Origin of the sequence: Grimontia kaedaensis, from assembly GCF_023746615.1 — a bacterium.
In the GTDB taxonomy this organism is placed as follows: Bacteria; Pseudomonadota; Gammaproteobacteria; order Enterobacterales; family Vibrionaceae; genus Enterovibrio; species Enterovibrio kaedaensis.
In genome coordinates this window covers 243,643-256,972 of record NZ_CP082276.1, presented here as the reverse complement: position 1 = coordinate 256,972, position 13,330 = coordinate 243,643, and the positions used below count along the sequence as shown (strand labels likewise).

Genomic DNA, 13,330 nt, shown 5'->3' with positions numbered 1-13,330 from the left:
GTCAAACACTGATTGCGTTTTAATCACCTCTCGACTCACTCTCATAGCGCAAGGATTGCTGCCCCATGCTGAAAAGCGCCATTCCCTTTATCTTTGTATTGCTTTGGAGCACAGGCTTTATCGGTGCCAAATTTGGCCTTCCGTATGCGGATGCCGCCACTTTCCTTTTTATTCGCATGGTGCTAAACGTCTCGGTGTTTATCGTTATTTTGGGTGTCATGAAACCCCTGATGCCCAAAGGAAAAGTGCTGTTTCACGTCCTACTGTCTGGGCTGTTAATACACGGTTTTTATCTTGGCGGGGTGTTTGCAGCGATTGGTTTTGGCATGCCTGCTGGCTTGTCATCTTTGCTGGTTGGATTCCAGCCAATCCTCACCGCTCTGATTGTGATTAATCTTTCCAGCGAGCGGCTTAATCCAGCACAGTGGGTTGGCTTGTTCGCGGGTATTTTCGGCATCGCATTGGTCGTGCAGGGCAAGATGAGCTGGAATATCGACGCTCAACCTTTCTATGCCTATCTGTTCGTTTTTCTGGCATTGCTTGGCATTACCCTCGGCACTTTGTACCAAAAGCACTTTTGTCAGGGTGTTGATTTGGTTGCTTGTGCGATGTGGCAATATGTTGCAGCTGGTGTGTTCTTTTTGCCGATGGCTTGGTTGGTGGAAGGCTTTGAAGTGACTTGGTCGTTAACGTTCACCCTCACCATGATTTGGTCTGTACTGGCGTTATCAGTCATTGCGGTATTGCTATACCTCTACATGGTTGGCCAAGGCGCAGCATCTAAAGTCACCTCTGTGATTTATCTGGTTCCGCCCGTTACCGCTATTCAGGGATGGCTCTTTTTCGATGAAGCGTTTTCAACGGCCACTATTATCGGCTTTGCGGTATGTGCTCTGGCAGTGTTCCTTGTTATGAAAGCGCCCAAGTTGCGAGTTGGCCATTAATAATGGTTAAGTCAGCAACCTCACTTCGGTTTCTTTCTGATGGTCGTATTGAACCTTCATCCCGTAAATGAAATCCAGTGTTCGATCTAGAAACCAGCAAGAACAATCAGGACTACAAGGATTAGAAACGTGATTTTCTTATGTTCCTTTGTGAAGTCGAACAGAACGAATAGCGTCTTGTGACCTTTGGCGAACAGACGCTAGAAGCTACGAACAAACTCTGAGTTCAGAGAGGATAGCTACGGCTGAATTCCCCATGTTCAGTGGCTTCTTCAGCGGCGACGTGTAAACCACAGTAGATTGGGTTGGTCGTTTCTATTTATGCCTATGTTTGAGCAAATCCAATACATCGTTTTCCACATCAAAAATGGCTTGGTTTTTTTCGGCATCCAATCGTGTCTCCTGAAGAAGGATGGGATCCCAGCCACTTCTGTCCGTCTCTCTGAAGTTACCTCCATAGATGTGGATACCTGCAGCAAAAAGACATGTAGGGTTGGTCACCGAATGAATTGCGTGGCTATCCATACTCAGCACTTCTCCTACACCAATGGAAGCAGCACCAACAGGACGAATGTCAGCATCTCCATATTCACTGTTGTCAGCTTTTTGCCAAAAAATATGATCTTCTCTTCCCTCATAGACACCCACAACTGCCCATAGGTTGTGATTATGTGCGGGCATGGTCATTTTAGGTGCCCAAATAAAATGAAGAATGGTGAGGTTATCTGACTCATACAGAAACTCGAAATCTGCTCGGTTACCGGGCATGAGTGCTGATTTGACCGAACCGGGATCTTGGAGACTTTCTCTCAATAATCGCTTAGTGGCTTGTTGCGGGTTTTCATGTTCCAGAGCTTCTTCACAACGCTCAATCAGCTTCTTCAGATCAAAAGACATTGCTGCTCCTCTTACATCCATGCCTTGCCCCTTTCATTCTAAACAACTTCGCTCCAACTGCCACCGGTCATCGCTGGATCCCATTGGCTAATCCAAACTTTTTTGGAGACAGTCATTTTCCTTGTCGTTGACCATACCATTGCTGGCACCTTTATCTGACATTGCTGGTGTAGCGCATCAGGTCGCAGTTCTGGCTTTCCAGCTGGGTGAGGGATTTATCAACATCATTGCACCGACATCTGCTTCAGTGATGACTGCACTGTGTGTTTTGAATTAATTGGGGTAACTGGGCGAAGTTTGTCTGGGGATTTATGCTTTTACTTTTTGTCATCGCAAGTATCACAGTTGTGAGTGCACATCTCACTGGCTTCGCGTAAGCTTAAAGTATAGTACCCAAACAGCCTGAAGATGCTCGCATTCAGAGGTCATCAATGCGTTCAATTCGAGGCAAATTTCACGAGGAATAGTCGTTCTATTTCCGTGGAATTTAACGAAGAAGTGGGCGCATTGAGGCCCTCCCTTCGGGCGAGTTGACTGACGCCGTGCTCGTTGTTGTTCCTTTTTGATGGAGGTGACTACACCTACAAAGGAACGCCGCGAGCAAAACGCCAGTCAATCTCGCTGAATCCTGCATCTTCAGGTTGTTTGGGTACATCGACATGAATAAAGGCGGGATGACAATCTCGCCTTTTTTGAGTTTTAACGAACCATAAAATTCTTAAAAGTAAGAAATTACGTAATGACTAAGTGTATTGAAGGAAACAAAATCGACGGATTGTCAGTGATTTCATCACTTGATGTGAGCCAACTGGATGCAGGTGCACACAAGTTTTGGTTCCGCGCCGCAACCGATGCTTTGGCACAGTGGCAACATCTTCCTGTCTGGGTGTTTAAAGGCACTGAACCGGGCAAGAACATCATGATCACCGCGGGTGTTCATGGCGATGAATACAATGGTGTTTTGTCAGCACAAGCGATTGCCCGTGCTCTGCGTGGTAAATCACTGAAAGGTTGCGTGACCATCGTACCTACCGTCAACCTAAGCGGTATGCTGCACCACAGCCGCGATTTCTTTTCCTCTGACCCTGACGTTTCCTGTGGCAACCTGAACCGCCATTTCCCGGGCAATCCGCAAGGTAACGAACCTCAACGCTATCTTGATCCGATCTGGCGTAACCTTCTCCAGCCAAATGCCGATCTTGCGATTGACCTGCATACGCAAACATCTGGCACCCGCTATCCGCTTTATGTGTTCGCGGATTATCGTTTGGATGACGCTGTTAACATGGCGCGCTTGATGAACCCAGATGCCATTCTGAACGATCCAGGCGACCCGGGTATCCTGGAAACCGTTTGGAATCAGAATGGCATTCCGAGCATCACGGTTGAAGCTGGTGTCGGCCGTTATACCGATATAGAAATGGTGAATCGTACGGTTCGCGGTGTACTCAACATCTTCACTCTATACGGTTTGATTGATGGCGAATTTGCAGCAGTGGAACCAGCGATTGAAAGCGCTCGCGTGACCAGTATTCGTGCTGTTCAGGGCGGCTTTATTCTTCCACAGGTTGAATTATTGCAAGCTGTGGAGAAAGGTCAGGTGTTAGCGATCCAATACGACAGCTTTGGTGAAGAGGAATACCGCTACCATGCGCCGGAAGGTGGTGTGGTGTTAAGCCACAATGTTGAATCCATGCGTGCAGCAGGTTCATTGGTTATTCGCTTAATACATCCTGGCGCAACACTCTGATTCCTTTCCACTTCCCGATTTGACATGCAAAATCATAAAAAGCGCGCCGTGTCGGCGCGTTTTTTATTTTCACTGCACTACTTCATTATTTTTAAAGCACTTTGTTTCTCTTCTTTCTCTGGCGCACATTTTGCTCGGATCTCTGCTTTACTCAATGCATGGAATATCTTTCTCAGAAAAATGCAATTATTCGAATGGCTTAACGAGCAAAGACAACTTCTGCTTACCCGCATAAGAACGCATTTCGTTCATGCGACGGCAGCGTTTGTCGCACTGTCTTGCATGGTGTGGCTGGTTATTCCTCATCCAGTGATCCCGGTTGCTATTGGTCTGGTCCCTCTGGCGATTCTTATCACTCTTTCTCAGCCTGTATTACTTGGTCTGCTGTTTATTGCCTTTTCCTTTTTCCGCTTACACGAAGCTTTTGCACCACTCTATAACCTTAAGTTCCCGCTTCTTTTGTCGCTCGGTACCCTGACGACACTTGCCTGGCATATCGGCCTCAGCGGCAAAATTAAAATGTGGACATCCAAGGAACTGAATGCCTTTTACATCTTCTTTGCGTTGGTCTTTATTGGTATTCCTCTCTCTAGCAACGTGGGCGAAGCCATCGCCTATTTTAAAAACATCTACGTAAAAATCGGCATTATGACGCCAGCCTTGGCGTGGCTTTTAACCGGCATACATCACTATCGCAATGCCATGATAATGATCACTGTGTCAGGTACCGCCGTCGCGATTGTGACCTTGTTCAACAAAGTGAATGGCATCGGCATGGTGGAAGGAACACGCGTCACCGTTGGGCGAGAGTTAGGCTCTGTGCTTGGCGACCCTAACGATTTAGCGTTGGTACTTCTGTTCCCCTTTTCTTTTACTATCAGCATCCTAATGACACCCGGATTATCAAAGAAGACTCGCTTTCTCGCTTTTCTCTCAGCGGTTGCCATTTTCTCCGCCATTATTGCGACACAAAGCCGTGGAGGACTATTAGGCATAATGTCTGCCGTTGGTGTGTTAGCTTGGCGTCGGGTGAAATCGAAAACCCTGCTGTTTATTGGTGGTGGTATTACTGCGGCAGTCTTGTTTGTGGCAGCAGGGATAAGCGGCCGTAAATCGGGTGGTGCTGCAGAGGAAGGCCTGGATGCTTCCGCCGCTGGTCGTCTTTACGCTTGGGAAGCAGCTTTTTATATGGCAGTCGACAATCCATTATCAGGTGTCGGTTTAAACAACTTCTATTTCAACTATTTTGAATATTCTAAGCATTGGGATGGCTTAAACCACGCTGTACACAGCACCTGGTTTGGCGTGTTAGGTGAAACTGGTTTTATCGGGCTTATCGCCTTTATGGTCATGACCATTACGGTGTTCGTTTCCGCAAAACGCGCGACAGGAATCGTTATGGCTAACCCAGTCGAATATGGACCTGTCATCCGCGCGATTTCTGAAGGGCTTTATTCTGGCATCGTCGCATTCTGTGTGTCAGGGACCTTCCTCACCCAAGGTTTTACCTGGCCTATATATATCCTCTTAGCACTGACAGCCTCAGTGTTCAGGTATGTGTCGCTTCGAGAGGCAGACCTTTTTGAGCAAAGAAACCGCTCTGCAAAACAAGAAGCCAAAGACAATTCCGAGCCAGAGCCGCCTCCAAATCCATTTATTAAAAAACGCTAATTACATGTAAATCGGAAACTTGGCAAAGTCCCTGCATTATCTCCTCTAGCACTCTTCCAACCTTTTGAAATTGGCAGGAATCGCGCTCGAACTGGTCAAAGTGACTGTCAAAGTCGTTTTCAAAGTGAGAGGCCAAGGCTTAAAACAGCTAGGCAGGCGAGAACAGCGAAGGAGATGATGATGAAGCAGTTACCACTATGGTTGAAATATATGCTGTCCGTTCTAGCGCTGACAATGGCGCTGAGCTTTATCGCCGGAGAAGCTGTTCGTTCTTTCGAGCGCAACTATCTTTCTGAGCGCATGGATAACCAAATCCGCGCTAACTTCTCTGCACTCACATCCGCACTGTCTTCCGACGTGCTGACAAAAAGTTCTGGAGCACTGAATGACAAGCTCGCTTTGATGGCCGAGCACTACCCGGACCTTTGCTACATATCCATTGTCACTGAAGGTGGAGTAGAAATAGGTCAATGGGGTGACAAACCACACGACGACAATCCGATGGCCCTCAACTTCGTCAACCCCGTCAACTTCAGTGATACTCGCATTGGCGACATGCAAATCTCCATGAGTAAGAAGCAGATGATGGCCGACATTGAACTTCATGTAGAAAAGATGCGCATTTACACAGCGATCACTTTGCTGATTCTAGGTTTCATGATTTACCTCATCTCACAAAAAATGATTTTCAGCCCTCTATCGAATATCAATCAACGCCTGATAGGTGTGGCTGAACAGGAAGGCCATCCCCGTGAGCATTTAGATGAAATCACACGTCTCTCAAAATCTGTTGATGATTTGGAATTCCATATTGAACGCCTGAAATTCAGGGAATTAGAACTCGATCATGCCCGTGAACAAGCTGTTGCCGCCAACATGGCGAAGTCACAGTTCATAGCAACCATGAGCCATGAAATCCGCACCCCTATGAACGCCATCCTCGGAGCCATCGATATACTCAAAGAAGAAGAGCTCCCTGAGCAGTGTGAAACACTCACTAACATGGCGGACGATGCTGCGCATCTTCTGCTTAATCAGCTCAACGACATTCTTGATTACTCAAAAATCGATGTCGGTGCGATCAAAATTGAGGAGAGAGAGTTTGATGTGGCGGAAATGGCTCGAGGCGTAATTTCAATGTTCGAGAAATCTGCACACGCCAAATCGCTCCAACTTCGACTCGATGATCGCCTCAATCATCACGTGGTGGCAAAAACGGACGAGGGCAAACTATCCCAAGTCATGACCAATCTGGTGGGAAATGCGATCAAATTTACCCAGTTTGGTGAAGTAGAATTAATGCTTAACCACCAGTTTCCTAGTGGACTACGTATTCAAGTCCGCGATTCCGGTATCGGTATTGAACCCGAATATCAAAACCTGATTTTTGAACCCTTTACCCAGAAAGACGCAACCTTCTCACGTACTTATGGTGGCGTTGGAATGGGCCTTGCGATATCAAAGCGCCTGGTCGAATTGATGGGAGGTGAAATCAAGCTGGAGAGTCACGTTGGACTTGGCAGTGAATTCACCGTTATTTTGCCCTGTGAACTCCACTACCCAGAAGAATATGAACCCGAGACACTCAGTCGCAAAGCCTTCAGAAGCGATACTGGAACTGCCATTCTTCTGGTGGAAGATAACGTCGCCAACCAGCTCATTGCGAGAACCATGTTAGAGCGAGCAGGCTTTAGGGTCACTACCGCTAATAACGGCAAAGAGGCTATTGATGCGGTCGAAAAGGACGAATTTGCTCTGGTGTTAATGGACTTACAAATGCCCGAGATGGACGGATTCACTGCTTGTGAAACGATTCGAACCCTCAACGAACAAGGACGTACTCTGCCTATTCTTGCCATGACCGCCAACGTGAGTGAGAAAGATAAAGCAAAATGCAAAGAAGTGGGCATGGATGATTTCCTCGCTAAGCCCGTCAACAAACGTACTATGATCGATGTGATTGAGAACTGGACAGGGAAGAAGCACATCAGCTTTGACGCTTAAGTTTACCGACCAAAGCGCTTTTCTCTCGCCAACGCGGAGAGGTAAGGCGCTTTCTCAATTACCACCCCAAGCTTCATGTTAAAACCTGTTTGAATTAGGGAGGAGGTAGTGCCCAACCTTGCATGAGCTTGTAACCACCTAGATGCATATCATGACCGATAACTTTGCGTCATAACTATCGTCGGTTTAGATCCAATTACTCCCCGTTCACCACAATTCCACCGATGTTTCCCGCGAAAACATCGAATTACTTCTATCTTATATTTGAGACAATTACACTAAGGGCTGTTGATCTTTAGTGAATAAATTTTGTTCTAGCCCTAAAGAATCGCGATATTTCAGCACAATTTGATGATTGCGAGCTTTTCTCATTTTTACTTCCAAAATGAGAAAGCCGAAGTAAGCCTATCATCCAACATTAATTATCCCATTGTTTTTATTTGATATTGCAACATGGTACGGAATTCGCATTAGAACCCATATCTATACAGGTGAGGCAAAAAAATCATGCAAATTGAATCCATTAAACAGCCTGATGAATCCCTCCTACTCATCGTCCGAGGCGACATGGATGCCCAAGGATGCAGCGAAGCACAACCCACGCTCGATGAGCTCGTTGCTGAAGAGAAAATGTCTGACATCACCATGAACTTGGGTGAAGTCGACTTCCTAGACAGCTCCGGTATTGGCGCCATTGTCTTTCTGTTCAAAAGACTCAAAGCCAAAGGCCACACATTGTCTTTGACCAATGTGCACGGCCAACCCATGGAAATCATCACACTGCTGCGCATCAACAGCGCCATCTCTGTAGAAGCTGCGCAAACCACTCAGTAAACCGAATCGCCATAGGGAGAAACGGGATGAGAAAACTCTTTACGCTTACCTTTGCGATTACAGTACTTTCAGGCTGTTCAGCATTTCCTGATCATGGTCAGGGTGGTATGGCTGAGGCTTATCATTCAACCATTTCTCCTGTTATGCCAGATGAGCCACTAGGCCCTGAACACGGTTTACGCTTTGAATGGGAACTCGGTGCCAGACATTTGGATGTGTTGGTGCTTGAAGGAGCCGAGCTTTGCTTTCCAGCCACCGTGCTGCAAGCCAGAAGAATACAAGATCGCATTGTCCGTGAGCTACATGGCGGACTCGAATTTGATGCTGCCAATGACATCATCATCCAACGTGCCACTCTTGAAAGACTCGAAAAGCAGCTAGATGCTGTAAAGCGCAGTGGTGCTTGTGTACCGGCATCAGCAGACGGCTACAACAACGCCTCTGACCTCGCTGCTAAAATCTATGCTCTGCTGAATGTTGATAATCAGTTTGCTTTCAACTCACCAGAAGTTAACCCAAAATACATGGGGCACCTCGCGGAGGCCGCTCACCTTCTCCGTGATATTCCTCAATACAGCCTCCATGTAACGGGGCATGCAGACTCAATCGGAAACTCAACTGCAAACCAAAAGCTATCTCTTGCCCGTGCTAATCAGGTCAAACGTTACTTGCAGATTTTCGGATTAGCACCGTCGCGCATTACTGTCGCAGCTGTTGGCTCAGCCGATCCTCTGTTTGAAGGCAATGAGCCTGAAACCCGCTTGGTCAATCGCCGCGTCTCGATCGAAGTCATCGAGGCTGGATCGAAATCTGGCAATGGGGGAACCAAGCTATGAACCGAATTTTTGCCCTCTTTGCTGCCTTGTTGCTGAGCTTTACAGCGCAAGCAGATGACTATCGTGTTCAGGTGGGTGACCAAATTGCCATCATGTTGCCCGGTGAAGTCACACTCAATAAAGAATTCCAGATAGACCGTCAGGGTCGTCTGACGCTCCCCGAAGTCGGCATGATTGAAGCGACTGGGATGTCAGAAGCAGAGCTGGATGCCGCGGTGAAAGAGACCCTCAGCGCCGTCATTCGAGATTTGTCGTCTTTGCAGGTATTCGTCAGCAAACGACAGCTTTTAGTCACCATCGAAGGTTATGTGGAGGAGCCAGGCGAATTCACGCTTAACCAAAATGCGTCGGTTCAAATGGCACTTTATGCTGCAGGAGGCCTTCGAGCAGGTGCCCAACTTGACCGCTTCCAACTGCGCCGTGGCGAAGAAGTCATTATCTTCGACTATAAGAAATTTCTTGATACGGGCGACTCTGCCATTCTGCCCGAACTGCGTTCATTAGATACGCTTTTCATCCCAGTCTCTCCCATGATCGGTAACATCGAGCAAACCTTCGACCCCACAGCGCTTGCAGACTCCGGTGATGCAGCAGAAGACAGGGAAGCCATAAAAGTATTCGGGGAAGTGCTGCGCCCCGGCAGCTTTTCAGCCAAAGACGAAAACAATCTTGTCGATATGTTGATGCGTGCCGGTGGTGTGACACGCTACGCAGCCGTTGAGCAAATCCGTGTCATATCAGGAAACGAACCAAAGATCTTTGACCTTAAAAAATACCTCGACTCCGGTGATGAAAGCCTTCTGCCAACCATCGTCGCTGGTGCGACCATCTTCGTACCCAAGCAGGAAGAAGAGATCAAAGCCGGTTCAAACATTGTTTATGTGATGGGTGAAGTCGCAAAACCTGGGGCTTATGAGGGCAAAGAAGAGGCTACCTTTATCGATATTCTTGCCAATGCTGGCGGCCCAAACCGATTTGCTGACAGCCGCCAAATCCGAATTATCCGACGGGATGGTTCGACTGTACCTTTTGACCTCTCTGAATTCACAGATGGCCGGATGAGTGGCCCAATGCCCGCCATTAAGCCGGGTGACGCTATCTTTGTGCCGGAAAAGCTAGATCAGAATGAAAAATCCTGGCTAAAAGTGGCTCCTTCACGTGCGGTGCGTGTTATTGGCGAAGTATTGCGTCCCAGCCGCGTAGAATGGTCAGATGAAATGTCACTGCTGGATTTGCTGGCTCATGTCGGAGGCCCAACTTCACGTGCAGACACCAGCCGTATTGAAGTAGTAACACCTATCGGTGGCAACCGCACCAAAACCTACGTGCTCAACCTGGACACCTTTATCAACGAAGGTCGCCCTGACAGCGAGCTACCAGAAATTCGCGCGGGCTCTACAGTGCGTGTGCATGACTTGCCCGATGATCCTGTCGATAACAAATCCAAATGGATTCGCCAAAGTTCAGACAGTTCCATCTATGTCTTCGGACAGGTGGGCGCACCCGGTCGATACCGCTTTACAGAAGAAATGCACTTTCTGGATATTCTTTCCGCCGCAGATGGTCCGACTGCCAATGCGGATTTGCACAATATCCGCATTACCCACCTGGATGGTAAACATGCCCGGGTCAGCCGTCTGAATCTCGCCCTGTTTTTTGAAACTGGCGACTCCAACTTACTGCCAGAAGTGAATATCGGCGACACCATTTATATCCCGGAAAAAGACAGGAACTGGCTTGACCGCCCTAAAGAAGAAACTATTAGGGTGCTAGGCGCGGTTAACAAACCCGGGCGCTATAACTTTGACGACCATATGACGATTTTGGACCTGCTTGCCGAAGCTGGCGGCACTTCCAACAACGCATATGTTGAGAAAATCACTGTGGTGAACTTATCCTGCTGCCGCGATCAGGCACGTACTTTCAACCTTTCAGAGTTCAGCCGCACAGCTCGTTTTCAGGATTTACCCGTTCTTCGGGCCGGAGATACGGTGTATATCCCGAGCAAAGACGAAAGTACCGCTGAGAAAATCCGACAGGGTATTACTGACCTGTTCCAGCTCGCTGGTATCGCCGCACTTATAGGAGTGTTGTGATGTTTATTTCGCCGCTTAATGTCGAAATCGAACGTATTTACTTTCAAATCGTTCGTAACAACTACAAAACCCTTACTATCACTGCCACGGAGTCTGGCGAAGGCGTCACCTCGCTGGCATCGGCTATCGCTCATCGTTCTTTGCTCGCTGGCCAGTCTACCTTGGTTGTGGACCTAAACCTCTACCACCCAAGCTTGGTGAGCCAAGGTATGACGGTGACCACCTATGACAATCACTATCTGCCCAACCCTGAGCTTGTTGGTGTAGATGGAGAGAACACCTATTTTACCGGCATTATCGCGCCTTCCAAGCGTGAAACCATCATGGAACTGCGCCGCCCGGGCTCGCTGGAAACGTATGTCGAGGAATGGCACAAAGACTATGACCTGATCATTTTCGATACCTCACCAGTGGCTCGCCTCAATGCCAATAATATTCCTCCAGAGCGAGTGGCAGCGGCTTCTGATGGCACCATTATGGTGGTCATGTCCGGTCAGACGACAGAAGCGCAAGCATCAGAATCAGTCAAAAAGCTCAATGACGCGGGTGCCCATCTGTTGGGTTGTGTCATGAACGACAAAAACAATCCATCGCTGAAAACCGAGGTCCTCCGTGAGATTGGTAGGTTAGGGAATCGCTTCCCGAAACTCACGCAAAAGCTCCGCAAGTCGATATTCAGCAGCCATCTGCTGTCGTTGGAGATTTAATCTATGGTCTCAGTAGTTCAGGAAATCTGTCGACCAGCGACACTAGGAAAAGTCAGTGATACTCGCAAGCGGCTTGGTCAAACACTCAAGCAACGCGGTGTCGCCGATCATCTTTCTAACAAGATTCAGCTTTGTTTCTCTGAAGCGGCCGCTAATCTACTGGAACACACGGAACCTCTTCCAACATTTATCGCAGTCTCATTGGAATGCGTTGATGGACTGTGGCTGCTTCACATTGACGATGACGGTGAAAGCTGGGATCCCACTCTCGCTAGCCGCGTTAAATCACTAGACACTTTTGAAGAAAAGGAAGGCGGACGTGGTTTAGCCTTGATCCACAGCCTGACAGATGGACTTGAATACACAAAACGTACCACCTTTGGGGAAAACCGCCTCACCCTCAAATGGAGCATTCAACAAGTGGCGACCAGACCTTGTGTATTGGTCGTCGAAGACGATGACAGCCAGCGCAGACTGATCAGTGCTTACCTCTCTGAGCACTTCAAAGTGTCAGAAGCATCCAACGGTCAGGACGCACTCCAGTTTCTGATGAATAACAACGTAGATCTGGTTATTTCCGATATTCGGATGCCAGGCATGGACGGGTTGGATTTAAAAAAGGCACTTCACAATCAGACCAATACTTTGCTCACGCCGTTTATCTTCCTCACATATGCGGACAGTCAGGAAATACGCGACAACGCCATGGGATTAGGTATTGATGATTACATTCTTAAGCCTGTCACCAAATCTGCATTGGTTCAGAGTGCTCGGCGGGTTTTGCACCGCTCCGAACAAATCTACCGTCAGCTCACCGACAAGGTAAACCATCGCATCACTAATGCATTGACGCCTTCTTTGCCAGCAGAGTCCCGACAATGGCAAATAGCATTTGCCACAAGAAATACGGGCATCGGCGGCGGTGATTTGGTTCTTCACCGCGATACCGACGACTTCCTCATGATCAATATGGTCGACGTAATGGGTCACGATGTGGCGGCAAAATTCTTCTCATATGCCTATGGGGGTTATCTTCGCGGGCTTATGTACCACGTTGATGATACTGATGATCCCTGCGGTACGCTGCTCAGTCGCCTCTCCGATTGTGCCATGGACGACAATTTGCTTTCTCAGGTCATCCTTACTTGCTGCTCTGTCGCCCTTTACGGTGACGCAAAATTTTCCGTAGCCACCGCTGGACACCCTGCCCCCATCAAAGTCAATGAGCACGGTGCGGCACTGCTGGACGTGGGCGGTATTATGCCTGGGGTATTGTATGGCGCTGACTACAAAACCCAGACCACCTCACTCCAATCGGGAGAACGCATCGCCGTATACACAGATGGATTGTTTGAAGCAGCAGATTCTGCCGATGGACGGCAGGTTCTCGAAAAGGCCGTGATGCGTGAACTGGAAAACACATTGTCGCTTCCCGTTGCCGAAGCCGTTCAACATGTTATTCAGGTTTTTGATAATTATGGAGATTGGCACCGCGACGACGCCACCATCATGCTATTGGAATACGTCGACCCTGTACTAGACTGAAAGATACATCCACTCGTTATTGAACCACATGACGCACATCAGAGAA

10 protein-coding genes and 1 pseudogene are annotated in these 13,330 nt (G+C 48.1%); 10 read left to right on the top strand and 1 reads right to left on the bottom strand.

Features of this window, described 5'->3' with window-relative positions:
* Window positions 1-65: 65 nt before the first annotated feature.
* The gene (locus tag K6Q96_RS18000; protein WP_251881551.1) at window positions 66-944 is read left to right on the top strand and encodes a DMT family transporter; all 879 of its coding nucleotides are present in this window, start codon (window positions 66-68) and stop codon (window positions 942-944) included.
* 315 nt (window positions 945-1,259) lie between these two features.
* Here K6Q96_RS18000 and K6Q96_RS17995 read toward each other — a convergent pair whose 3' ends face one another.
* On the bottom strand, window positions 1,260-1,841 hold the full coding sequence (locus K6Q96_RS17995) for a hypothetical protein (RefSeq protein ID WP_251881549.1): 582 nt from the start codon (window positions 1,839-1,841) through the stop codon (window positions 1,260-1,262).
* 124 nt (window positions 1,842-1,965) lie between these two features.
* Here K6Q96_RS17995 and K6Q96_RS17990 point away from each other — a divergent pair.
* The 9 genes and pseudogenes from K6Q96_RS17990 to K6Q96_RS17950 all read left to right on the top strand — a co-directional run.
* Window positions 1,966-2,218: pseudogene (locus K6Q96_RS17990) on the top strand (putative basic amino acid antiporter YfcC); the annotation flags it as partial.
* A 362-nt stretch (window positions 2,219-2,580) separates the two neighbouring features.
* The gene (locus K6Q96_RS17985) at window positions 2,581-3,591 is read left to right on the top strand and encodes a succinylglutamate desuccinylase/aspartoacylase family protein (protein WP_251881547.1); all 1,011 of its coding nucleotides are present in this window, start codon (window positions 2,581-2,583) and stop codon (window positions 3,589-3,591) included.
* Between the two features lie 180 nt (window positions 3,592-3,771).
* Complete coding sequence (locus tag K6Q96_RS17980) at window positions 3,772-5,262, top strand: O-antigen ligase family protein (protein WP_251881545.1); 1,491 nt, start codon at window positions 3,772-3,774, stop codon at window positions 5,260-5,262.
* Between the two features lie 180 nt (window positions 5,263-5,442).
* A complete protein-coding gene (locus K6Q96_RS17975; protein ID WP_251881543.1) occupies window positions 5,443-7,266 on the top strand; it encodes a response regulator in 1,824 nt (607 codons plus the stop codon).
* 507 nt (window positions 7,267-7,773) lie between these two features.
* A complete protein-coding gene (locus K6Q96_RS17970) occupies window positions 7,774-8,100 on the top strand; it encodes an STAS domain-containing protein (RefSeq protein WP_062663503.1) in 327 nt (108 codons plus the stop codon).
* Between the two features lie 26 nt (window positions 8,101-8,126).
* Entirely contained in the window at window positions 8,127-8,936 is an 810-nt protein-coding gene (locus tag K6Q96_RS17965; RefSeq protein ID WP_251881541.1) for an OmpA family protein, read from the top strand.
* Window positions 8,933-11,032 (top strand): polysaccharide biosynthesis/export family protein, encoded by a 2,100-nt coding sequence (locus K6Q96_RS17960; protein WP_251881539.1) that lies wholly within the window; start codon window positions 8,933-8,935, stop codon window positions 11,030-11,032. Before K6Q96_RS17965 ends, K6Q96_RS17960 begins: the two co-directional genes overlap by 4 nt.
* Window positions 11,032-11,739 carry a P-loop NTPase family protein gene (locus K6Q96_RS17955; RefSeq protein ID WP_251881537.1) on the top strand — a complete coding sequence of 236 codons (708 nt, stop codon included), beginning with the start codon at window positions 11,032-11,034 and terminating at the stop codon, window positions 11,737-11,739. The genes K6Q96_RS17960 and K6Q96_RS17955 overlap by 1 nt, the downstream gene beginning before the upstream one ends.
* 3 nt (window positions 11,740-11,742) lie before the next feature.
* On the top strand, window positions 11,743-13,284 hold the full coding sequence (locus tag K6Q96_RS17950; RefSeq protein ID WP_251881535.1) for a response regulator: 1,542 nt from the start codon (window positions 11,743-11,745) through the stop codon (window positions 13,282-13,284).
* Window positions 13,285-13,330 lie beyond the last annotated feature (46 nt).